The sequence below is a fragment of the Actinomadura terrae genome (assembly GCF_022751215.1).
In the GTDB taxonomy this organism is placed as follows: domain Bacteria; phylum Actinomycetota; class Actinomycetes; order Streptosporangiales; family Streptosporangiaceae; genus Spirillospora; species Spirillospora terrae.
This window is the reverse complement of sequence record NZ_JAICDG010000002.1, coordinates 873,747-896,967: the sequence shown is the minus strand read 5'-3', so window position 1 is coordinate 896,967 and position 23,221 is coordinate 873,747. Positions and strand designations below refer to the sequence as shown.

At 68.7% G+C, this 23,221-nt stretch carries 15 protein-coding genes and 1 other RNA gene; 8 read left to right on the top strand and 8 right to left on the bottom strand.

From position 1 onward, the window contains the following. The first annotated feature begins 227 nt into the window (after positions 1-227). The 6 genes from K2F47_RS14185 to K2F47_RS14160 all read left to right on the top strand — a co-directional run bounded on the left by K2F47_RS14185 (position 228) and on the right by K2F47_RS14160 (position 5,689). On the top strand, positions 228-1,712 hold the full coding sequence (locus K2F47_RS14185; protein WP_242903316.1) for an amidase family protein: 1,485 nt from the start codon (positions 228-230) through the stop codon (positions 1,710-1,712). A gap of 78 nt (positions 1,713-1,790) precedes the next feature. Further along, complete coding sequence (locus K2F47_RS14180) at positions 1,791-3,092, top strand: pyridoxal phosphate-dependent aminotransferase (protein ID WP_242903315.1); 1,302 nt, start codon at positions 1,791-1,793, stop codon at positions 3,090-3,092. Then, positions 3,086-3,919 carry a tryptophan 2,3-dioxygenase gene (locus tag K2F47_RS14175; RefSeq protein WP_242903314.1) on the top strand — a complete coding sequence of 278 codons (834 nt, stop codon included), beginning with the start codon at positions 3,086-3,088 and terminating at the stop codon, positions 3,917-3,919. The genes K2F47_RS14180 and K2F47_RS14175 overlap by 7 nt, the downstream gene beginning before the upstream one ends. A gap of 21 nt (positions 3,920-3,940) precedes the next feature. Continuing rightward, positions 3,941-4,330 (top strand): carboxymuconolactone decarboxylase family protein, encoded by a 390-nt coding sequence (locus tag K2F47_RS14170; RefSeq protein ID WP_242903313.1) that lies wholly within the window; start codon positions 3,941-3,943, stop codon positions 4,328-4,330. Between the two features lie 45 nt (positions 4,331-4,375). Further along, the gene (locus K2F47_RS14165) at positions 4,376-4,849 is read left to right on the top strand and encodes a TetR/AcrR family transcriptional regulator (RefSeq protein WP_242903312.1); all 474 of its coding nucleotides are present in this window, start codon (positions 4,376-4,378) and stop codon (positions 4,847-4,849) included. Between the two features lie 288 nt (positions 4,850-5,137). Continuing rightward, the gene (locus tag K2F47_RS14160; RefSeq protein WP_242903311.1) at positions 5,138-5,689 is read left to right on the top strand and encodes an EF-hand domain-containing protein; all 552 of its coding nucleotides are present in this window, start codon (positions 5,138-5,140) and stop codon (positions 5,687-5,689) included. Between the two features lie 364 nt (positions 5,690-6,053). Here K2F47_RS14160 and ssrA read toward each other — a convergent pair. The 5 genes from ssrA to ftsE all read right to left on the bottom strand — a co-directional run bounded on the left by ssrA (position 6,054) and on the right by ftsE (position 11,193). Next, positions 6,054-6,427, bottom strand: a transfer-messenger RNA (tmRNA) gene (ssrA, locus tag K2F47_RS14155). Positions 6,428-6,735: 308 nt separating this feature from the next. Then, positions 6,736-8,715, bottom strand: coding sequence for a penicillin-binding transpeptidase domain-containing protein (locus K2F47_RS14150; RefSeq protein ID WP_242903310.1), 1,980 nt, complete (start codon positions 8,713-8,715; stop codon positions 6,736-6,738). Between the two features lie 30 nt (positions 8,716-8,745). Further along, positions 8,746-9,219: an SsrA-binding protein SmpB gene (gene smpB, locus K2F47_RS14145; protein ID WP_242903309.1), complete on the bottom strand. Its 474-nt coding sequence runs from the start codon at positions 9,217-9,219 to the stop codon at positions 8,746-8,748. Between the two features lie 216 nt (positions 9,220-9,435). Then, the gene (gene ftsX / locus K2F47_RS14140; protein WP_242903308.1) at positions 9,436-10,341 is read right to left on the bottom strand and encodes a permease-like cell division protein FtsX; all 906 of its coding nucleotides are present in this window, start codon (positions 10,339-10,341) and stop codon (positions 9,436-9,438) included. Between the two features lie 162 nt (positions 10,342-10,503). Continuing rightward, positions 10,504-11,193: a cell division ATP-binding protein FtsE gene (gene ftsE, locus K2F47_RS14135; RefSeq protein WP_067453578.1), complete on the bottom strand. Its 690-nt coding sequence runs from the start codon at positions 11,191-11,193 to the stop codon at positions 10,504-10,506. A gap of 454 nt (positions 11,194-11,647) precedes the next feature. On the opposite strand from ftsE, the gene K2F47_RS14130 reads away from it, so the two are divergent. Further along, a complete protein-coding gene (locus K2F47_RS14130) occupies positions 11,648-11,830 on the top strand; it encodes a hypothetical protein (RefSeq protein WP_242903307.1) in 183 nt (60 codons plus the stop codon). Between the two features lie 117 nt (positions 11,831-11,947). Here the strand turns inward: K2F47_RS14130 and K2F47_RS14125 are convergent, their stop codons facing one another. Beyond that, on the bottom strand, positions 11,948-13,000 hold the full coding sequence (locus tag K2F47_RS14125) for a DUF8094 domain-containing protein (RefSeq protein WP_242903306.1): 1,053 nt from the start codon (positions 12,998-13,000) through the stop codon (positions 11,948-11,950). 126 nt (positions 13,001-13,126) lie between these two features. Between K2F47_RS14125 and prfB the strand changes: the two genes are divergently transcribed. Next, on the top strand, positions 13,127-14,236 hold the full coding sequence (gene prfB / locus K2F47_RS14120; protein WP_242903305.1) for a peptide chain release factor 2: 1,110 nt from the start codon (positions 13,127-13,129) through the stop codon (positions 14,234-14,236). 505 nt (positions 14,237-14,741) lie between these two features. On the opposite strand, the gene K2F47_RS14115 is transcribed toward prfB, so the two are convergent. After that, on the bottom strand, positions 14,742-15,752 hold the full coding sequence (locus tag K2F47_RS14115; protein WP_242903304.1) for a DUF8094 domain-containing protein: 1,011 nt from the start codon (positions 15,750-15,752) through the stop codon (positions 14,742-14,744). A gap of 2,000 nt (positions 15,753-17,752) precedes the next feature. Beyond that, a complete protein-coding gene (locus tag K2F47_RS14110) occupies positions 17,753-22,636 on the bottom strand; it encodes an NAD-glutamate dehydrogenase (protein ID WP_242903303.1) in 4,884 nt (1,627 codons plus the stop codon). Positions 22,637-23,221 lie beyond the last annotated feature (585 nt).

Genomic DNA, 23,221 nt, shown 5'->3' with positions numbered 1-23,221 from the left:
CAGGCGGAATCCAGGGCGGCGGACAGCAGAGCTGGGGCGGTCCCGGCTGGAGCAGTCAAGGCTGGGGCCTACCGGTTGGGGCGGCGGCGGACAACAGGGCTGGAGCGACTGGCTTCGCAGCGGCTCGGTGGGTGGTCGCCGGGAGGCCCTCCAACCGGTGTCCGTAACAGCGAGGTGCCGCGGGCCCCGCTCAACCCCCGCCCCGCGGCCGTACCGGAACACACGGCGTGCTGAGGCGACAAGGGAAGGACGAGGGTTTCGATGAGTCGTATCGGCTGGAGGCGACCGAGGCGATGTCGATGAGGAACCGCGCGCCGCGCGAGTCCGGGCCGCCCCACACCTGGACGCTGGTCGAAGCCGCCCGCCTGGTCGGCGGTGGCCACGTCGACTCTGAGGAGTACACCCGCACTCTTCTGGATCGCTGCGCCGCGCACCAGCACGTGAACGCCTTCATCACACTGGATCCCGAGCTGGTCACCGCCCAGGCGAGAGCCGCCGACCGGACTCGTCCGGGAGCCTCGCGCCCGCTGCGCGGCGTCCCCTTGGTCATCAAGGACAACCTCGACGTCGCGGGGCTGCCCACGACAGCCGGGACGGCTGCGCTGCGGCACGTCCCTCAACGTGACTCGGGCGTCTGGCGGCGTCTGGCGAAGGCCGGAGCCATCGTCTTGGGCAAGACCAACATGCACGAGCTCGCCTACGGCATCACCGGCGACAACGCCGCCTTCGGCCCGGTTCTGAACCCCGCCGCGCCCGGCCACCTCAGCGGTGGCAGCAGCTCCGGCACCGCCGCGGCCGTCGCCGCGTGCCTCGTCCCGGCGGGCCTCGGCACCGACACCGGCGGTTCCGTGCGCGTGCCCGCCGCGCTGTGCGGTATCGCGGGCCTGCGTCCCACCACCGGCCGCTATCCGGGCGACGGCATGCTGAAGATCTCCTCCACCTACGACACCGCCGGTGTACTCGCCCGCACCGTGGAGGACCTCCGATTCCTGGACGTACTGCTCGCCGCCGAGGCGCCGGCCGTGGACACCGCTCGGGACAAGGGGCCGCCACGCCTCCTCGTCCTGCGCGATGACGCCGACTCCCAGGTCACAGAGGTGGTTGACCGCTGCCAGGCCGCGCTGCGGCAGTCCGGTGTCAAACTGATCGACGTGCGTCTGGACCTGCCGGCCCGCGACTTTCTGGCGGAGGCCGTCTTCCCGGTACCGCTGTACGAGACCTGGGCGGGGCTGAACGCCTATCTGGCCCCCACGCCCCTCGGCCCCGCGGACCTCATCGAGCGGATCGCCGGCACCGACGTGCGACGACTGCTCACACCGCTGTTGCGCGGCCCCGTCGTGACACCGCGGCAGTATCGCGACGCACTGCGGATCCACCACGACGTCGCCGCGACCATGGCCCGCACACTCGCCGCGCACCGCGCCCACGCCTACCTGCGCCCGACCACGGTGCTGGGCGCCCCGCCCCTGGGCACGGGGGAAAGCGTCCGCCTGCACGGCCGGGACGTCCCGGCCTTCTCCACCTACGTCCGCAACACCGCGCTCGCCCCGGTGGCGGGCTGGCCCTCGGTCACCGTTCCGGCGGGCTCCGGCACGGCGGGCCTGCCGGTAGGGCTACTGCTGGACGGGCCGCCCGGGTCCGACCGGCGGCTGCTGGCCATCGCCGCCCACTGTGCTCGCGCCTGGAACAGCCCGGCATCCGACACCGGATGAGGTGATCAGCATTATGACGGAAGCAAATATGCTCGTGTTCTACTTTGCGACTCCGATCGTGAAGAGCGGAGGCCGGACATGCCATCGATCCTGCCCGAAGTAATCGAGGACGCAAGCGTCCGTCGCCGCTTTGTGGATGCCGTGTGGGTGGACGATTACCTCAAGGCCGGTTCGCAGCACGGCGAGCCGATATTCCTCAGCATCGGCGAGACGTGGTGCCAGGCACCGGACGGCCTGACGCGGCTGCTCAGCGTCGATCTTCCCCAGCATGTCCACGGCTACGTCATCTCGCAGTACGGGCTGCCCCTGTTGCAGCACACCCTGCGCACGTACATCCCCGAGACGGCAGGGCTTCCCACGGCGCCCGACGCGAGTGCGGACTTCGACGTCGCGGTCGCCTGCTCGGGAACCCGCAACAGCATGTACGACTTCGGAAGACTGTTTCGGAAGGAAGCCCGCCACCACCCGATGGTTATCACGCATTCCCCCGGCTGGGACTATCACGGCGTGTTCAGCGGTTTGGGCTTCCGGTTCAACTTTCTGCCGCTGCGCGCCGAGGAGTCGTTTCAGCCCGACTCCGCGGAGGTGGCGGAGGCGCTGCGGAACCTCGATCATCCAGGCGACGCCATCGTCGTCGTCAATGCCCAGCACAACCCCACGGGGATCAACTGGCACGCGGACAACGTCCGGCAGATCCTCGGCGCCGCCGTCGATGCCGGTGCGGGCATCCTGATCGATGACGCCTATTTCGGCGTGGCCGATGTGGGCATCACTGCCACTCCCGCCCTGCGGCTACTCCTGGAAGATCACCCTCGTCCAGCAGGGCGGTGGCTGGCGGTCCGCTCGCTCGGCAAGCAGTTCAACTGCAATGGATGGGGGATCGGAGCCGTTACCGGATCGCCGGATACGATCGATCGGCTCGTCAACGAGAATATGTTGAATCGATCCTTCACCTGCGCGGTCCCACTGCAATATGCCATGGCGCGATGGTTGCAGAGCCCGGAGTCACAGGACTATCTGGAGTGGTTCCGGCGGATCTGCACCGAGAATCGAGCGTTAGTTGCCGATTTTCTCGTCCGGGAACTCGACTACCCGGTCGGCTCCTTTAACTTGGGCAACTGCACCAGCTATCTGGTATTCCCGCTGCCACCAGCATACCGGCGAATCCAGGACGGTGTGACCAGGTTCCGACGCGAGTGCCTGGCCGAAACCGGGGTGCTGCTCGGAGCGGGGACCATGACCCCCGAGCCGTCCGCGGACAGAGGCGCGCCCAACCCGTTCCCCTTCGTGCGCATGTTCTTGGCGCCGTCCCGCGATACCGTCGAGACCGCGCTGCGCCGCCTCAGCGCGGCGGGCTTCTCGTGGGGCCGCACATGTTGAAGCGCTCACGCCGGAATGGCCAGGGCGACGACCTGACCTACGAGAGCTACCTGAGCCTGGACCGGCTCCTCACCGCGCAGCGTCCGCTCGCGGAGCCACCGCACCCAGATGAACTGCTGTTCATCATCCAGCACCAAACGGCCGAACTGTGGGCCAAGCTGATGTTGCACGAGATGTCCCGCGTCCAATCCCTGCTCAGCGCGGACGATCTGGCCGGCACCTTCCGCGTGGTCGACCGCGTCTACGCCATCCAGGCACAGATGATCAGCCAGTGGACCGTGATCGCGACGCTCACCCCGGACGCCTTCACCGAATTTCGCTCCGTACTGGGCGGGGCCAGCGGCTTCCAGTCTGCTCAACTGCGGGCAGTGGAATTCAGACTCGGCAACAAGCGTCCAGAATATCTGGACTACTACGAATGGTCGATGCAGCGGCGGCTGCTTGAGCGCGCGCTGCACGAGCCGACGCTGTACGACGACTTCCTTTGGTTCCTGCTGCGCGCGGGACATCCCCTACCGCGCGGTTGCCGGGACCGCCGGTACTCCGGAGATCAGGAGCCTGACGAGGCCGTCGTCGCCGTCCTGCGTCACATCTATGAGCACCGCGACCGGTACACGGCCGAGTACGAAATGGCCGAGCGACTCGTCGAACTGGAAGAAAGGCACCAGCTCTGGCGTTTCCGGCACATGCGGACGGTGCGCCGTATCATCGGCGAGCGGCCGGGCACGGGAGGGACGAGAGGCGTCCCCTATCTCACCGAGTTGGTGAACGCCCCGCTGTTTCCGGAGATCTTCGCGGCGCGTGACGTGATCGGTCCTGATGAGTGAGCACTACGGCGGGGAGTCCTGGTGGATGTTCCGAGCGACCGTTACCAGCGCGGCCTGGAGACGATGCGACAGGTCAACGAGACCGACGGCCGGCGGATGCTCGACGAACTCGCCGAGATAGCCCCCGACCTCGAACGCTACCTGCTGGAATTCGTGTTCGGCGACGTCTACAGCCGGACGCGGCTGCCCATGCGCGAGCGGCAGCTCGTGCGCCTGGCAGCACTGGCGGCCCTTGGAGTCGACTACGAGCCCATGAAGGCCAACGTCAACTCGGCACTGAACGTCGGTGTCGAGCCGGCCGACATCATCGAGGTCTTCACCCAATGCTTGCCCTACATCGGGTTCCCGCGCGTGCTTCAGGCCGTCGAACAGGCCAAGAAGGTAATGGACGAACGGTCCGCACCAGAATGAGGGGAGCCCCGAGTTGCCTGGGGCACTGGTCGCAGGGAGCGGATCGTGGCCGCCGCACGCACCAACAAGGCGCAGCTCTACGCCTACTTCGGCAACAAGGAGAAGCTCTTCGACACGATCTTCTTCGGCTCGCTGGAGCGGATCATGAACGTCGCGCCGATCGACGCCACCGACCTGGCGGACTGGGCCGTGCGCCTCTACGACGAGTACCTGCGCCGCCCCGACCTGATCCGGCTGGCCACCTGGGCGCGCCTGGAGCGCCGCCCGTCCGGCCATCTCGTCGACGACCACGACCGCGTCGACGACGGCAAACTGCGCGCCATCGCCGAGGCCCAGGCCGCCGGCCGGGTGCGCCAGGGAGACCCGTTCGACGTGATGGCCCTGGTCATCGCCATGTCCATGGCCTGGTCACCCGTCAGCAACGTCTACGCGGCGACCGCCCGGGAACCCGCCGAAGCACATGATCGACGCCGCGCCCTGCTCCGCGAGACCGTCCAGCGCGCCGTCGCAGCGGACTAACGCCCGACCGCGTCCACCCACCCCCCGGCAGCGCACCACGATCGCCGCACCCTGCCGACGCCGGCCACTACGTACTGACCGCCTTCGTCGATCTGGACATGCGCCGACCGGCGGTGACCGGCACCCTGAAAAGGGGGATCATGCCGCAACCAGCTCTTTTCGCTTTCAATGATTCTCAGGTCTTGCGACCGATTCAATATACCTTCCGGTATCCGTAGGCAAGGAGTAGTCGGTCGACTTCGTTCGTGTTGTAATGATGACACGGCGAATCCCTCCCGGGAGGTTCTCATGTCGACAACGGCACAGGTCAAGAAGTTCACCACGCTGTTCCAGTGGATCGATCAGAATGGCGATGGATGGCTGACCTTGGGCGACTTCGAGCAGATGGCGGAACTGTTCGTCGCCCTCGCCTCTCCGGACGACGAGGAGAACAAGTCCGCAATAAAGCACGCCTTCATGGCGTGGTGGGATCTGCTGCGAGAGGACGGCGACAAGCACCCCGACGAGGAGGTGGGCCGAAAGGAGTTCATCGGGACCATGCTCGCAAGCGTCACCGCACCGGCGAATTTCGACCGCATCATCATGGGAATCGTCAATTCGCTCATGAGCGCCCTGGACGTCAACCGCGACGGCGTCCTGAGCGAGGACGAGTACGTCCGCATGTACGACGCCCTCGGCATCGACCCGCGTACCTCGGGCGAGGCCTTCCGCCGCCTCGACCGGGACGGCGACGGCACGATCAGCCACGACGAGTTCCGGACGGCCATCTCGGAGTTCTACCTCAGCCCCGACGAGGACGCCCCCGGCAACTGGCTCCTAGGCAGCCCCCAGAACGCCTGACGCAGCTCAAAAGCGCGAGGGCAAGGCTGGCGGGTAGAGCGGAACCGACGCCACAATCACACGTCGCTACGACTGCCGCTCCACGACCGGACGCGCCCTGCTTACGCGGGCACCTAGAGCCACCGGGCGCAAGGCTGTCTTCGCCCGACAAGCCCGCCAACAACGAGCCCCGGCGGACACACAAAAAAAAAGCCGTGCACGCTGAGCGTGCACGGCCAAAACCCAAGCGAAATCAACAACCCGAGCCGGGAGGGGGCGTGGGGGCGGAGCCCCCACACCGGGGGTCTGGGGGTCGCCCCCCAGAAAACACAACGGAACGACACGGCGAAGGCCCCGCGAAGCGGGCCTGAGCACACGTCGCCCAGAGTGGAGGTGGCGGGAATCGAACCCGCGTCCTTCGGTAATGAGTCAGGGCTTCTCCGGGTGCAGCCTGCTTGGCGTTTTCTCAGCCCCGGCGCTCACGCAGGCGTGTCGCCGACGGGCTCAGTCGCTGTTTGGTTTCCCTACAGGTCCCGCGACCGGGCTTGCAGGTGGAGTCTCCTTACGATGCCAGACCCCGGGTCGGAGACGCTCCCGGGCTGACAGAGTTCGCTACTCGCCTCAGGCGGCGAGAGCGAACTCGGACTGCTTCTTGTTGGCAGTTATTGGTTTGCTGTCACAGGATTTACGAGGTCACGACAGCAACCCTCGACCCGCTTCCCCTGGCTCGATCGACCGAAGTCGAAGCCGGTCACCCCCATGTTGAGTTGTCAAACGGCCGTCGAAGACGTCCGAACGACGACGTTACAAGCTAACGCTGCGTCCGGCAACGTGTATTCCCGGGGGACGCGTGAACCCCGGTGGGCGCGTGGTTGGGCGCGCCCACCGGGGTCGACCGGCAGGGTCGGGCCGGCCCGGACGGCAGAGCCTCCCCCGAGACGAGGCTCTGGTCTCATCACGGCGACTGGGTTCCGCAACCCCCCGAGCGGAGGCCCAGTCACCCAGGAAGACGCAGGCGGAGGGCGGGGTGGTTGCGTCCGGGCGGGTAAAGGCTCGTCAAAACCGCGTCAGCGGGCCCGGCCGGCGGGGGCGGTGAAGAACTTCGCGGCGCGGTTCGCGGCGGACACGTGGCCCTCGATCGCGATCGCGACGGCCAGGTCGCCGCGCGAGCCGACGAACCAGGAGATCTCCTTCTGGCGGCCGTTCTCGGTGATGGTCGGCAGCGCGGCGACGCCGACGACGTCGCCCGAGACGCGGGCGGGGGCGGCGAGGCCCGTCCGGACGGAGCTGGAGAGCAGCTTCTTGAGGCTGGAGATGGCCTCGGACTGGAGGTTGGTGGGCGGGATCTGGTCGGCCTTGGAGAGGTCCTTGAGGACGTAGGGGGCCTTCCAGGTGCCGTTCTGGGCGGCGGCGGCCACGAGGGCCATGGCGAGCGGGCTGACCTGGACCTTGCCCTCGCCGACCATGGTGGCGGCCTTCTCGGCGTCGTTGGCGGGCGGCGGGACCGAGCCGGTGAAGGCGGGGACGTTGAGCCCCCAGTCCTTGCCGATGCCGAGCCTGGCCGCCTCGGCGACCATCGTCTTGGCGTCGAGCTTGCTCCCCAGCTGGGCGAGGGCCGTCCGGCAGGACGCCCCGAATTGGTTCGCGAAGCTGGCGGCGGGACGTGCCTTGCTGGTGAAGGTCAGGCCGCCGATCGTGACGGTCCCGGGGCAGGTCGTCTTGGTGGACTGGGTCATCCCGCCGTGGGCGAACAGCGCCTCGGCGGACACGATCCCGAATGTCAGACCGGGCGGATAGTGTGCCTCGAACGCCAGGTTGCGGCCGTTCGTCCCCTGGTTGGCCACGGCGAGGATCTCACCCGTGGCCGGACGCAGCGCCACCAGCGACCCGGGGACGGTCAGCCCGCTCAGGGCGTAGTCGGCCCTGCGCTGGTAGCCGGGGTCGATCGTGGTGCGGACCTCCTGGGGCTGCTGGCCGTTCCAGGCGTGCAGCACCTGCGTGTTCTTGCCGCTCGGGTCCTGCGCGACGATCCGCACGGTCGGGGTGCCCGCCAGGCGGCGCTGCTGGAGCAGCTGGACGCCGCTGACGCCGATCGTGTCGCCGGGCTGGTAAGGGGCGCCGACCTGCTGGAGCCGGTCGGCGGTGGCCGGGCCGAGGGTGCCGACCAGCTCCGGCGCGTACACGGGCGCGATCGGGACGTGCACCCCCTGGAAGGCGAGCCCGTTGACCTGCCGGAGCCGCTGGATCAACGCGTTGTGCTCGGGGACCTGGAGGGTCACCAGCGGCAGGAACCGCTGCGGCGGCGCGGACCTGACGCGTCCGAGCAGGCGTTCGGAGTCCAGCCGCCGACCGCCGTCGATCTTGGTCTGCCGGGAGAGCTCCTCCAGCGTGCGCTGCGGGTTCGCGAGCCTTCCGGGGAAGACGCCGACGTTGTAGGCGCCGACCTCGCGCAGCAGCGAGCGGCCCTGGGTGTCGGTGATCGGGGCGCGCTTGGGCACGTCGGTCTGCACCGCGAGCCGCTGCCCCGGCTTCAGCATCGGGTTGATGATGGACGGGTCCCAGACGACCTTCCACTTGCCGCCCTTGCGGCGCAGGTGCATCTGCCCCTTGTACGTCCAGGGCTGGCCGTTCTCGCCGAGGTCGACCTTCACCGAGAAGTTGGCGTCCGCCTCGTCGCCCTTCTTGTCGATCGCCTTGGCGTCGCTGTCCTGGCCGGTGACGCCCAGCGCGAGGCGCAGGGACGCCGCGTCCAGCTGAGCCCGGACCTGGCCGAGCGCGGCGGAGACCTGCGCGCGGTCGGCGCCGATGGTCCGCTTCGCCGCCGCCGGGTAGTTGCCGACCTCCCAGGCGATGAGGAAGTCGCGGACGGCGGGCATCGCGGACGGCTCCGCCCAGCAGCCCGTCGTCAGCCCGCCGACGAGTCCACCGCAGGCCACCATCGCGGTCGCCCGGCGCCACACGGCGCGCGAGCTGCGCGGGGCGCGGCGGCGTCCGCGCCGGGGCCGCGCGTCGGCGCGCTGGAGATCCGGCTCGCCTGGTTCGTCCATCGACCGGCCTCGCTGGATCATCGACACCCTTCACCGTCTCCTGAACCGGGCGGCCGCCGCCTTCTGCATCTCCCGATCGGCTTCCCGCTTGGCGATGGCCTGGCGCTTGTCGTAGGCCTTCTTACCACGGGCCAGCCCGATCTCGACCTTGGCCTTGCCGTCCTTGAAGTACAGCGCGAGCGGGATCAGAGTCCACCCCGGCTCCGACGACTTCGCGATGATCTTCTGGATCTCGCGGCGGTGCAGGAGCAGCTTGCGGCGCCGCCGGGGCGCGTGGTTCGTCCAGGTGCCCTGCGTGTACTCGGGGATGTGGACGTGCTCCAGCCACACCTCGCCGTCCATCACGTGGGCGTAGCCGTCGACGAGGGACGCGCGTCCGGCACGCAGCGCCTTGACCTCGGTGCCCATGAGCACCATGCCCGCTTCCCAGGTGTCGTCGATGTGGTAGTCGTAGCGGGCCCGCTTGTTCTGGGCGATGAGCTTGCGCCCTGTGTCGCGTGGCACGTGATCAGCCTCGGTCCTTGTCCGGCATCGGTTCCTGCACCGAGCCCCTTCCCGTCCGTACGCGATCTTACGAGGGCCGCGCGGTGGGGGTGGAACCGCTTTTTCGGCGCCGCCCGCTCTCCTCAGACGGCGACCTGCCGCGTCCGGTTCACCCGGATCGATCCTGGACGGCTGGGCCGGTCCGGCCGATCCGGTCTCCCGGCCCAGCGGCGCCGATCAGATTCTGAGGTATCTCCGCAGCGTCAGGAACGAGGCCAGGGCGCACAGCAGCACGCCGAAGCATATCGACAGGATGATCACCAGAATGACATTGTCCCAGCCGAGCTTGCTGACGATCTGGAGGTCCTTGGCGAGCCGGTCGATCAGGAACATCTTACTGAACACCAGCAGGATCGAGGCGATCAGCCCGCCCATCAGTCCCGCGATCGCGCCTTCCAGGATGAAGGGCATCTGGATATAGGTGTTGGACGCGCCGACCAGCCGCATGATGCCCGTCTCCCGGCGCCGGTTGAACGCCGACAGGCGGACCGTGTTGCCCACCAGCAGCACCGCCGCGACCACCTGGATCAGCGCGATCAGCAGCGCCGCGACCTGGAGCCCGTTCAGAATCCGGAAGAACTTCTTCAGGATCTCCTGCTCGTTGATGACGGTGTCGACGCCCTTCTGGCCGAGCATCGCCTGGGCGACCGCCTTGTACTCGTCGGGCTTCTTCAGCTTCACCCGGAACGAGTCGGGAATGTCGCCCTCGCGGGTGCTCTGGACGAATCCGGGGGAACCGGCGAAACGGTCCTTGAACCGCGCGAACGCCTGCTGCTTGTTCTCGTACTGGACGCTCGAAACCTGCGGCATCTTCTCCAGCTGCGTCTTGAGCGCGTCCCGCTGCTCGGGGGTGACGTCCTGCTTCTGGCAGCTGTCGTTGGAGCTCGTCTTGGCGCACAGGAAGATCGAGACCTCGATCTTGTCGTACCAGTAGCTCTTGGACGCGTCCACCTGGTTGCGCAGGAGCAGCCCTGTGCCGAAGAGTGCCATGGCGATGGCGACGGTGATGACGAGGGAGATCGTCATCGTCATGTTCCGGCGGAGACCGATCCAGATCTCCTGGAGAACGAACTGTGCGCGCATGCCTCGCTGTCCTTGATCGCCTGTGTCCCGCCGGAAGCGTGGGCGCCGCGCCGCGCGGGCCCGCTGCGGGTGTCTCGTACGTCTGGGGTGTCGTACGCCCCGGCAAGAATCGTTGGGTTCAGATGGGGTGGCGGCGGCCTTTCCGGTCAGGCCCCCGTTATGTCAGTAGGCCTGGCCGTAGACGCCGCGCGACTGGTCGCGGACGACCCGTCCGTCCTCCAGCTCGACGACGCGCTTGCGGAAGGCGTCGACGATCGCGGCGTCGTGGGTGGCCATGACGACGGTGGTGCCGGTCCGGTTGATGCGGTCCAGCACCTTCATGATGCCGATGGAGGTGGCGGGGTCGATGTTGCCGGTGGGCTCGTCCGCCAGCAGGATCATCGGCCGGTTCACGAACGCCCGCGCGATGGCGACGCGCTGCTGCTCGCCGCCGGACAGCTCGTCCGGCATCCGATGGGCCTTGCCCTCCAGACCGACCAGGTCGATGACCTCGGGAACGACCTTGCCGATGAAGCGCCGCGGCTTGCCGATCACTTCCAGGGCGAACGCGACGTTCTCGAAGACGTTCTTGTTGGGGAGCAGCCGGAAGTCCTGGAAGACGCAGCCGATCCTGCGGCGCAGGTGCGGCACCTTCCAGTTACTCAGCCTGCTCAGGTCCTTGCCCGCCACATGCACGTGACCCTGGGAAGGACGCTCCTCCTTGAGGACGAGGCGCAGGAAGGTCGACTTGCCGGAACCGGAGGGCCCCACCAGGAACAGGAACTCGCCCTTCTCGATGGCGACGTTCACGTGCTGGAGGGCGGGCCGGTTCTGGCTCGGGTAGACCTTGGTGACGTTGTCGAAATGGATCACGGCTGCATCACGGCGGTTCAGTCTAGGGGTTGGGGAGCGGCCCGACCTGTGACCACGGACGAAATCCGTGGCCCACGGCCTGGTCGCCGGGCTTCGCGGCCGGGTGGACCGTGGAGCCTTCGAGCAGTGTAGAGGGGACAGTCAACTACCTCGTCCCGCTCGACGTGGCGCGCATGACCGGGAATGGCGGCCCGTAACGGCGTGTCGGCCGCCCGCCGGACCGCGACACGCCGGGGAGGGTGATGGTGTCCGATCATTGCCCTGCATCCAATCAGTGCCATGCAACCGTCTCCCGACGTCAGGCCTGTTTCATGCCGTCAAGCTCCCGGACTTGCCGGAACGACCATACAGTCCGGCTACGCTGGATGATGGCGAAAGATACCTAATAGGTCGTCGATCGACGTTCTCACCCGCACGGACCCACGTGCCGTTCACGGAGATTGGGGCCCACGACATGAGCTGCGAACATCTGATCTGCGCCCGGTGCTCGAACCCGGTGGTCGAGGGCCGCTGCCCCACCTGCCGGGCCGCCCGCTCCGAACTGCACCGCCACGGCCCCTCGATACCGCCCGCCCTCGTCTTGGCGGGCCTGGTCGCGCTCCTGTTCGTCGCGCTCGTCCTCCAGCGGGTCTACTGAGGGGTGGCCCAGGGTCTGCCCAGGGTCCACTGACCTGGCTGCGGCGACGGGCCAGGGCTTCTTCGGGACTGGGCTAGGGCTTCTTCGGGACTGGGCTAGGGCTTCTTCGGGACGGGGCTAGGGCTTCTTCGGGGGCGGGGTCGTGGCCTTGGAGACCGCGCCGTCATCGGCGATGACGCTGGCCTTGGACTGCGACTCGCCCTTCTTCGCCCGGGCCGGGTCGAGGGCCGCGAAATGCAGCACGGACGAGGTGTCGACCTCGTTGCCCTCGACGGTCCCGTCCAGGAGATGTTCCGCGTCGGACGGGATCTCGGGCTTGGGCGTCTTCGGATCCTTGGCCACGAGCGACGTGCTGCGGAAGAGGGAGTAGAGCACCAGGGCACCGTTGTGCTCCGTGCGTAGCGCGAAGTACGGATACGGCGTCGCCGTGTATACGACTTGCAGCGTGAGGCCCTTCTCCTTGGCCTTTTTCTTGTCACGCCTCGCCTGCTGGTAGTAGCCGGTGGTGACGGACCCGTGCCGCATCACCTTCGCCGCCACGCTGCGTCCGCCTTCGGCGGCGATCGTCGCCTGGATACCGCTCACGTCCCTGGGGCGGATCACCACCGACGTGTCGTCCTTGCCCAGTGCCTCCGCGTACCCCTCGCGGTCGACGACGACCTTCGGCTCCTTGGCCTTCTTCGAGAGCAGCGTCGCCATCGTGAGGTGCCAGCGGTCGGACGGCGAGCGCAGGATGAACGCCATCAGCGCGGTACGTTCGCTCTTGTCCTTGCCCTGGACGGACCGCTGCACCGACGCCATGAACCACTGCGGGTATCCGTCCGGCTTCAGTTTCGGTACGTACAGCTTGGGTTTCTTATAGGAAAAGCGTCGGACGGGGTCACCGTCGAAGGCCGCCTTGCGGAACTCCGCGGCGGTCAGCAGGGCCTGCCCGCCCGACGTCCAGGTCATGGCGAGGCGTTCGTCCCCAGCAGCGCGCGCCACGTCCTCGTCAGTGATGTAGGTGTTGAACGCCTTCTCCGCCACCTGAGGGGTCAGCGGCACGGGAAGCGTCGGTGAAGGCGTGGGCATGGGAGTAGCAGGCGGCACGCTGGACTTCTTCTCCTCGGCGCAACCCGCGGCCGCGAGCAGCAACACGACCGCCACGACGGCCCGAGAGATCCTCCGCACAGCTCCATCCCCCGGCCGGAAACAACCCCACGCCGATCGCGATGATCGACCTCTTCGTGATTCTGCCATCCACAGCGTAATGTCAGGACGCTCGGGCACTACCGGGACGGCGATAGGCTCGGGGTTGTGGCAGCCATCGAACCCGAAGAGCAGCTCAAGGAGCTCGGCTCGACACTCACCGGCATCGAGCAGGTGCTGGATCTCGACGGCATGCGGCGTGACATCGCCGAGCTGCGCGAGCAGTCGGCCGACCCCGACCTGTGGAACGACCAGGAGCGCGCCCAGACCGTGACGCGCCGCCTGTCGTACCTGGAGGCCGAGCTGAGCCGGGTCGAGGGCCTGCGCCAGCGGCACGACGACATCGCGACCCTCTACGAGCTCGCCCAGGAGATGGACGACGCCGACACGCGCAGCGAGGCCGACGAGGAGCTGGTCTCCCTCCAGAAGGCCGTCCAGCAACTTGAGGTGCGCACGCTGATGTCGGGCGAGTACGACGCCCGCGAGGCGCTCGTCACGATCAACGCCCAGGCCGGCGGCGTGGACGCGGCCGACTGGGCCGAGCAGCTCCAGCGGATGTACCTGCGCTGGGCGGAGCGGCACGGCTACCCGACGGAGGTCTACGACACCTCCTACGCGGAAGAGGCCGGCATCAAGTCCACCACGTTCACGGTGCGGGCCCCCTACGCCTACGGAACGCTCCGCGGCGAGCACGGCACGCACCGCCTCGTCCGCATCTCGCCGTTCGACAACCAGGGCCGCCGCCAGACCTCGTTCGCCGGGCTCGACGTCGTCCCGGTGGTCGAGCAGAGCGACCACGTCGACATCGACGAGAGCGAACTCCGGGTGGACGTGTACCGCTCGTCCGGGCCGGGTGGTCAGGGCGTCAACACGACGGACTCCGCCGTCCGCATCACCCACATCCCGACGGGGATCGTGGTGTCGTGCCAGAACGAGCGGAGCCAGCTCCAGAACAAGGCCACCGCCATGAACGTGCTCCAGGCCAAGCTGCTGGAGCGCAAACGCCAGGAGGAGGCGGAGAAGATGTCCGCGCTGCGCGGTGAGGGCACCAGCAGCTGGGGCACGCAGATCCGCAACTACGTCCTGCACCCGTACCAGATCGTCAAGGACCTGCGCACCGGGGTCGAGGTCGGCAACCCGACGTCCGTCCTGGACGGTGACATCGACGAGTTCATCGAGGCGGAAATCCGCTGGATGCGCCAGCAGGAGACCGCGTAACCGGGCCGTCCGCACGAGGCGAAGGGGCGGGCTTCCGTCACTGAGACACGCGACCCCGATCCGGTCGCATTGGCTCGCCACAGCCTCAGATCAGGCGCGTGAGCACTGACTAGGCCGTCTGCCACAAACGGACCCGGTCGTCGACGAACGCGCGTCAAGACTCCTTGGGCCGCCTGCCATCATCGGCTGGACGCGCCGCTACACCGCCGTAGAACGGGCCCGTGAGCACGCCACCGCAAAACAATCGCGTCGGCCTGCCACCCTCGGAGAGACCCTTGGGCACGCCGCCATCCGACAGGCCCGGCCGCACGCCCCCGGAGAACAGGCGCATCGGGACGCCACACTCGGAGGGGCCTCGGCACACCGCCATCGGACGGGGCCCGTGGGCACGGCGTCATCGGACGGGGGCCGTGGTGGCGGCGCCATCGGACAGGCCCGTCGGATGCCGGTGGCGGTCCCGCTGCAGCGGTCAGAAGAGCGGGAACGCCCCGGCACCCGACGGAGTTCAGGAACCGTGTGCGGTAACGGCCTTGCGGTACATACCGCTGACCGTCACCTGGCCCTTGGGCGGAACGGTGGCCAGATACTGCACGAGGACTGTCGAGTCCATGCGGTTCCGGACGGAATTGGCGGGAGCGAGCCCGACAAGATCTCCGCTCACAGCCAGCCTGCCCCGCTTCGCGGTGGAATACGCCTCGCTCTGCTTCAGGACATACCAGACGAGGGCGCCGCGATCCTTGGTACGCAGCGCATAGACCCCGTACGGGGCCGCCGAGAACCTCGACGAGAGCGAGATCCCCCGCTTGGCGAGCATCGTCCTGCCCTGCCGCAGCGCCTCGACGGTCTGGCTCGTCCTCGGTCCGTCCGCCAGAACGGACGAGCCGGGCGCGGACGACCCGCCCATCAGCAGCGCCGCATGCGTATCGGGCAGTTTCGCGGGCGCTATGGGAAGCCCTTCCCCCGCCCCTGGGCTTACCGAAGTCGCGTACCCCTCCGCGTCGAGCGCCACACGGCTCAGTGCGGCGTCCGACGGAAACGGGTCCGCGGCCAGTAGCCACGGCGCCCCGGCCGTGGCCTGCGTGAACAGCAGCGCATGCCGCGTCGACTGCTTACCCGCCCCGGTACTGGCGTCGGCGGCGAACCAGCGCGGATATCCGCTCATGCGCGGAATGTAGAACGCGGCACGGTCGAACCGCAGCGTAGGCGGCCGCTGGCGGATGACCCTGCGGAGCTTGAACGACGCCCCGTCCATCGACAGCTGCGGATCAGCCTCGATTCCTGTGAGTTCGCTGCGGTCAAGTGTCTTGCCCGCGCGATTCGCCCCGTCGGTGAACGACGTGAGCACCTGCTGCGCCTGTGCCTTGGTCAACGCCGGCGGATCCGTCCCTGCGGACGAACTCTCTCCCCCGCAGCCCGCCGCCAACGCGGCGACGACCAGGCAGGGACCCAGCGACAGAATGGTGATGACACGTTTGGGCATGAAGCCCCCCGAAGTGGAGACGGTGGTCCGGTCCACGGAGCATCATCGCAGAGTAACCGTGTTGTCACTCAGCGAATGTAGAATGTCCGCTAAATGCCCCACCCCGCGCCGCCGCACTGCCCCTAACCTCCACTGGCAACACCCCCGCCACACCGCCGCCACCCGCCGCACCGCCCCTTGCGCCCTCCCACGCCGTACCGCCCACCCCCACACTGCGGCCACTCGCCGTACCATCCCTGCACCTACGCTCCCGTACCACCGCCCACCACACCGCCACCGCGCGCCAGACCACGGCCGCTCGCCCTCTCACGCCACCGCTCGCCACACCACGCCCGCTCGCCACACCACGCCCGCTCGCCACACCACGCCCGCTCGCCACATCACGTCACCGGTCGCCGCACCACCCCACCCGCCCCACCGCCACCACTCGCCCTACCGTCCCTGCACCTTCCCTCCCCCACCACCACTCGCCACACCGCCGATACCCGCCGCACCACCGCCACCCGCCACACACCACGGCCGCTCGCCTTCCCACGCCACCACTCACCGCACTACCCCCGCCTGCCACACCGCCGCCACCCGCCGTACCGGCGCCGTCCCCTGCCCTCCCCCTCCACCATTCGCTACGCGGCACCGACCACACTCCTCACATCGCCCGCCGTGCCCCCGCCGTACCTGCGCGGCTCACCGTCTGTCCCGCCGCCATCGCTAGCCATGCAGGGACGTTGGCTACACCCACCACAACCGCCACGTCCGGCCGAACTCCGCGCTCGTCGCCGAACGCCATGTGTGCCACGTCCATCACACCGCCGCACCGTTCCGCTCACCACGCCCCTACGGCGACATCGCACGCCACCTCCTCGCACGCCACCCGCTCACCGTGCCCCCACCCCAACACCGCCCGCCCCGCCTCCAGCACGCGAGCCAACGAACCGGCACGCCCTCGCGTACCGCCGCCGCCCACCTGCTTGACCTCACCCAGGACGGCCTCACCGCCGTGGCATGTTCTCCCCCACCGCCACTGCCCCACCCACCACAACCACCACGTCCGGCCAGACCTCGCGCTCATCGCCGATCGCCATGTGCGCCACGTCCATCACATCGCCGTACCGCTTCGCTCACCACCCTCCCCCTGCTCGGCACCGTTCAGGCCACCCCCGACGCGCCGTCCTCGCACGCCGCCCGCTCACCCTGCCCCACTCCGACACCCGCGCGCCCCAGCTCCAGTACGCGAGCCACAAACCGTCACGTCCTCACATACCGCCGTTGCCCGCCTGCTTGACCCCTCGCCCAGGACGGCCTCAACGCCGTGGCATGTCCTCCCCCACCGCCACTGCCCACCACCCCGCCCACATCCAGCCCGCCAGTCACGGCCAAACACGTCCTGGCATACCGCCGCCGCCAGCGCTTGGCCCATCTCCAGCACACCCGCCGTCCACTCACCCCGGCTCCAGCACACCCGCCATCGCCCGCCACGCCTCCAGTACGCGAGCCAACGAACCGTCACGTCCTCGCATACCGCCGTTGCCCGCCTGCTTGACCCCTCGCCCAGGACGGCCTCAACGCCGTCTCACGTCCTCTCCCACCGCCGATGGCCACGCCCACCCACCGCCAGCACGCCAGGCACGGACAGACACGTCCTCATATGCCGCCGCTCCCAGCGCAGCCCGCCAGCGCTTGGCCCAACTCCAGCACACCCGCCGTCCGCTCACCACGTCTTGCGCACCCGCCATCGCCCGCCACGTCGTCGCGCACCGTCGGTTAATCCGCCCGCCTCCAGCACACTCGGCAACTCTCGCTACATCACCAGCAGACGCGCTGCATCCACCATGCCCCGAGCATTGTCGCCGCCCATGGGCACCCGGCCGTGGGCGTGCGTGGTTCGGCGGGGCAAGGGGGTTGATCATCTTCGGGGGCGGGGGTTATCCACAGAATGGCGTTCCACTTTTGGGGTGGGCTCGTGGTGTCGAAGATGGAGACGAGCGTGCCGCCCGGCCCCAGGTGGGGCGGGCGGCACGGAGTCGAGCCGGGGCCGGTCAGGCCTCGGTGGACGGGAGGGAGCTGGCCGTGACGAGGGTGCGGATGGAACCGAGGGCGACCGAGAGCGTCGCGAGGTCGAAGCTGTCGCTCTCCCAGATCTCGCTGAGCGTCTGCTGGGCGCGCAGCACCGCGGTCTGGTTCTTCTCCGCCCAGCGCACCATGCGCTCCTCGGGCTGTCCGCCGGGCTCGCTCGTGACGAGGACGTCGCGGGTGAGGGCGGCATGAGCGGCGTACAGGTCGTCGCGGAGCGCGGACCGGGCCATCGAGCGCCAGCGGTCGTCGCGGGGCAGTGCGATGATCCGCTCGCGGAGCCGGGACAGCTGGAGCCGGTCGGCGAGGTCGAAGTACACCTCGGCGACCTCCTCGACCGGACGGCCCGTCTCGTGGGCGATGCCCACCAGGTCGAACGTGGAGTAGGCGGCGACCAGCATCGCGCACTGCTCGGCCAGGTCGTCCGGCACGCCGAGTTCGGCGAAGCCGTCCCTGCGCTGCTCGAACGCGTTGAGGTCCAAGCCGACGAGCACCTTGGGAAGGCGTCCGCTGAGCGTGGCCGCGCCGCCGGAGAAGTAGTCGATCGTCTCGCGGATGTCGAACGGGGGCCGCCGGTTGTGCAGCAGCCAGCGCGCTCCGCGCTCGGTCAGCTTCCGGGCCTCCAGCAGCATCGCGACCTGCGTGGACTCCTCGACCTGGTGCGAGAGCGACTCCACCGACCGCCAGAACCGCGGCATCTCGAAGACCTCGCGGGCCACCAGGTACGCGCGCGCGATGTCGGAGGAGGACGCCCCGGTCTCCTCGTTCATCCGGAACACGAACGTGGAGCCGCTGTTGTTGACCAGGTCGTTCACCACGGCGGTGGTGATGATCTCCCGGCGTAGGGGGTGGCGGTCCATGTAGCTCTGGAACCGCTCGCGCAGCGGGGTCGGGAAGTAGTCGACGAGCCACGACTCCAGGTACGGGTCGTCGGCGAGGTCGGAGGCGACGATCTCGGCGTCGAGGGTGAGCTTGGCGTAGGCCAGCAGGACGGAGAACTCGGGGCTGGTCAGCCCGAGGCCCGACTGGCGCCGCTCGGCGAGGGCCTTGTCGTCGGGCAGGAACTCCAGCCTGCGCTTGAGCCGCCCGTCCCGCTCCAGCTTGCGCAGGTGGCGGGCGTGGACGTGCAGCATCGCGGCCGCCTGCGCGCGAGACGCGGCGAGCGTCACGTTCTGGGCGTAGTTGTCCCGCAGCACGAGCCGGCCGACCTCGTCGGTCATCTCGTACAGGAGCCCGTCGCGCTGCTTGCGCGTCAGCTCCCCGTCCCGGACGACCTGGTCGAGGAGGATCTTGATGTTGACCTCGTGGTCGGAGGTGTCGACGCCGGCGGAGTTGTCGATGAAGTCGGTGTTGACCAGGGCCCCGGCGCCGCGGCGCTCTCCCTCGCGGGCGAACTCGATGCGGCCGAGCTGGGTCAGGCCGAGGTTGCCGCCCTCACCGATGACCTTGCAGCGCAGTTCCTCGCCGTTCACGCGGACGGGGTCGTTGGCCTTGTCGCCGACGTCGGCGTTGTTCTCGACCGACGACTTGACGTAGGTGCCGATGCCGCCGTTCCACAGCAGGTCGACCGGCGCCTTCAGCACGGCGCGGATCAGCTCGAACGGGGTCATCGCCTTGACCCCGTCCTCGATGCCGAGGGCGGCCCTGATCTGCGGGCTCAGCTTGATCGACTTGGCGGTCCGGGGGAAGACCCCGCCGCCCTTGGAGATCAGGGAGGTGTCGTAGTCGGCCCACGAGCTGCGGGGCAGCTCGAACACGCGGCGCCGCTCGGCGAACGAGGCGGCGGGGTCGGGGTCCGGGTCGAGGAAGATGTGCCGGTGGTCGAACGCCGCGACCAACTTGATGTGCTCCGACAGGAGCATCCCGTTGCCGAACACGTCGCCGGACATGTCGCCGATGCCGACGACGGTGAAGTCCTCGCGCTGAATGTCCTTACCGAGGGAGCGGAAATGGTACTTGACGGATTCCCAGGCACCGCGCGCGGTGATGCCCATGGCCTTGTGGTCGTATCCGACGGAGCCGCCCGACGCGAACGCGTCGCCCAGCCAGAATCCGTATTCGGCGGCGACACCGTTGGCGATGTCGGAGAACGTCGCGGTGCCCTTGTCGGCGGCGACCACGAGATAGGTGTCGTCGCCGTCGTGGCGAACGACGTTCGGCGGCGGGACGACCTTGCCGTCCACCAGGTTGTCGGTGATGTCGAGCAGGCCGGAGATGAAGTCCTTGTAGCAGGCGATGCCCGCCTGCATGAATGCCTCGCGGTCGGCCGCGGGGTCGGGGAGCTGCTTGCCGACGAAGCCGCCCTTCGCCCCCGCGGGCACGATGACGGTGTTCTTCACCGCCTGCGCCTTCACCAGGCCGAGGATCTCGGTGCGGAAGTCCTCCCGCCGGTCCGACCAGCGCAGCCCACCGCGCGCCACGGACCCGAACCGCAGATGCACGCCCTCGACCTTCGGCGAGTACACGAAGATCTCGTACATGGGACGCGGCTGGGGCAGGTCCGGGATGCCCTCGGGGTCGAACTTGACCGCCAGGTACGGCTTGCGCTGGTAGTGGTTCGTGCGCAGCGTCGCCTGGATCATCGCCAGGTAGGCGCGCAGGATGCGGTCCTCGTCGAGGCTGGCGACCTCGTCCAGCTTGCCCTGGAGCTCCTCGGTGATGCCGAGGCTGCGCTCCTGTTCACCGCCCGCGAGCGTGGGGTCGAGGCGGCTCTCCCACAGCCGGATCAGCAGCCGCGTGATCTGCGCGTTGCGCAGCAGCACCTGCTCGATGTAGCGCTTGGAGAAGGTGGTGCCGGTCTGGCGCAGGTACAGCGCGTAGGCGCGCAGGATCATCGCCTGCCACCAGGTCAGCCCCACGTGCAGGACGAGGGCGTTGAAGCCGTCGTTCTCGATCTGGCCGCGCCAGAGCGCGGTGAAGGCCTCCTGGAACAGGCCCTTGATGGCCTCCTCCGGGACGTCCACGGGCGGGACGTACCGCAGCCCGAGGTCGTAGATCCAGTACCGCTGCCCGTCGCCGGTCGCGATCTCGTACGGCCGCTCGTCGATGACCTCGACGCCCATGTTCTGCAACAGCGGCAGCACCCGCGACAGCGAGATCGGCTCGCCCAGCCGGTAGATCTTCAGGCGCCGCTCGCCGGGCTCGGCGCCGTAGGGCTCGTACAGGTTGATCGAGGTGTCCTCGTCGCCGGTCAGCACGTCGAGGCGGCGCAGGTCGGCGACCGCGGTACGGGCCGGGAAGTCGGCCTTGTACCCCTCGGGGAAGGCGTTGGCGTAGCGTCGCGCGAGCGTTCCGGAACTCTCCTCGCCGCACTGCTCGACGATCGCGTCGGCCAGGTCATCGCCCCACGAGCGGGTCGCGTTCGCCAGGCGCGCCTCCAGGTCGTCCACGTCCACGTCGGGCAGCGGACGGCCGCGCTCACCCCGCACCACCACGTGCAGCCGCGCGAGCATCGACTCGGTCACGTTCGCGCTGTAGTCGACGCTGACGCCCTCGAACGCGTCCCGCAGAATCTGCTGGATGCGCAGCCGGACCTGCGTGGTGTACCGGTCGCGCGGCAGGTAGACCATGCACGACATGTAGCGCCCGTACAGGTCCTTGCGCAGGAACAGCTTCAGCTGCCTGCGCTCGCGCAACCGCAGCACGCCCAGCGAGATCGACAGCAGGTCGTCGACGGAGATCTGGAACAGCTCGTCGCGCGGGTAGCTCTCCAGTATCTCGATGAGGTCCTGGCCGTCGTAGCTGTCGGGGGTGAACCCCCCCTCCTCCAGCACCTCCTCGAGCTTCCGCTTGAGGACGGGCACATGCGCGATCGACTCGCTGTAGGCGACGTGGGTGAACAGGCCGAGGAACCGGCGCTCGCCGATGACCTCCCCGGACTCGTCGAACTTCTTCACCCCTATGTAGTCGAGGTACAGCGGCCGGTGGACGGTCGAGCGCGAGTTCGCCTTGGTGAGCACGAGCAGGTGCTTCTCGGTGGCCTTCTCGCGGACCTCCGGCGGCAGGGAGGCGAAGCTGTCGGACTCGCGCTTGTCGTTGCGCAGGATGCCGAGCCCCGTGCCCGGCTCGGGCCGAAGCCCGAGCGTCCCGCGCCCCTCGGAGGCGTCCGTGCCCTCGGTCAGCGTGTAGTCGCGGTACCCGAGGAAGGTGAAGTGGCCGTCGGCCAGCCAGTCGAGCAGCTCGACGCCCTCGGCGAGCTCCTTGGCGGGCAGCGGCGGCGCGGCCTCCCGGATCGCGGCGGCGATCTCCCCGGCGCGGGCGCGCATCTTCGGCTCGTCCTCGACGGCGACCCGAACATCCTGCAGGACGCGAAGGAGATCCTTTTCGAGCACGTCCAGTCGCGCACGGTCACTGGTGCGGTCCACTTCGATGTGGATCCACGACTCGTCGATGTCGGTGGCGCTGTCGAGCTTGCCGCGGAACGCCCGCATCTGGCCCGCGACATCGCGGTCCACGCCGAGCAGGGGATGGACGATCAGATGGGTGGAGAGCTGGTGCCGGTTCAGCTCCATCGTCACCGAGTCGACCAGGAACGGCATGTCGTCGGTGACAACCTGAACGACCGTGTGGCCCGGGTCCCAGCCGTACTCCTCAAGCGTCGGCGTGAACACCCGCACCTTCGCGCGCCCCTGCGGCCGCTCCTCGCCGAGCAGCCGGTGCGCCATCGCCGGGCCGCAGATGTCGGCGGGGTCCCGCGCCAGCAGGTCCTCGGGCGCCACGTGCCGGTAGTAGAGGCGGAGGTAGGCGACGGCCTCCTCCACGTCCCCGCCCTTGCCCCCGGGGCGCTGGGCACATGTCTCCGCGGCCCTCCTGAGCAGGTCGTCCTTCGCTTGGTCGAGCTTGCCGCCCATCAACAACTCCCCTAGAGAATGCGCCACCTCGTTGTGGCGCCGCTCACTGCGCCAGCGTAGCCAGGAAATCCCCCAAAGCCGACCTGCTCGGCGACGAGGTGGACGTGGCCTTGCCCACCCTGCCAGGCCCTCCCGCACCCTCGCCCGAAGATCGCCGAACTGCCCGCTCCCCCGCCCCGCCCGCACACACGACGACGGCCGAAACCAAACCGAACCGCCACATCCCCCGTCCACCCACCGCCTCCGCACCCACCACGCGGCCGCATCCGCAAACACCCCCAAGTCCCACCTTGGTCGTGCCTCTCCACTCCCCATAACCCCCTGACGCAACCACCCAAAGCCAAACCATCCTGAACACCCCCTCAACCCGCGCCAACCCAGGAGGCCAAACCCGTGCAACCAACCGTCCCCGCCCAGGCCCCCCGCGCTCCAACCCGAGGCCCAACCACCCCCACACCGCACAGAAAGAACAGCCCAACCCCCCGGCCCCACCCAAGGCCCCCAAACCCGCGCCGCACAGGGAAGGAGCCCGAGCACCTGGCCACCTATGCCACCGTCCCGAGGTCGAACCAACCCGCCACTCAG

What these genes read in the sequence shown, in the direction of transcription:
- K2F47_RS14180 (WP_242903315.1), top strand. Translation starts at nt 1,791, where the DNA reads ATGCCATCGATCCTGCCCGAAGTAATCGAGGACGCAAGCGTCCGTCGC.
- K2F47_RS14175 (WP_242903314.1), top strand. Translation starts at nt 3,086, where the DNA reads ATGTTGAAGCGCTCACGCCGGAATGGCCAGGGCGACGACCTGACCTAC.
- K2F47_RS14160 (WP_242903311.1), top strand. Translation starts at nt 5,138, where the DNA reads ATGTCGACAACGGCACAGGTCAAGAAGTTCACCACGCTGTTCCAGTGG.
- K2F47_RS14150 (WP_242903310.1), bottom strand. Translation starts at nt 8,715, where the DNA reads ATGGACGAACCAGGCGAGCCGGATCTCCAGCGCGCCGACGCGCGGCCC.
- ftsX (WP_242903308.1), bottom strand. Translation starts at nt 10,341, where the DNA reads ATGCGCGCACAGTTCGTTCTCCAGGAGATCTGGATCGGTCTCCGCCGG.
- K2F47_RS14130 (WP_242903307.1), top strand. Translation starts at nt 11,648, where the DNA reads ATGAGCTGCGAACATCTGATCTGCGCCCGGTGCTCGAACCCGGTGGTC.
- K2F47_RS14110 (WP_242903303.1), bottom strand. Translation starts at nt 22,636, where the DNA reads ATGGGCGGCAAGCTCGACCAAGCGAAGGACGACCTGCTCAGGAGGGCC.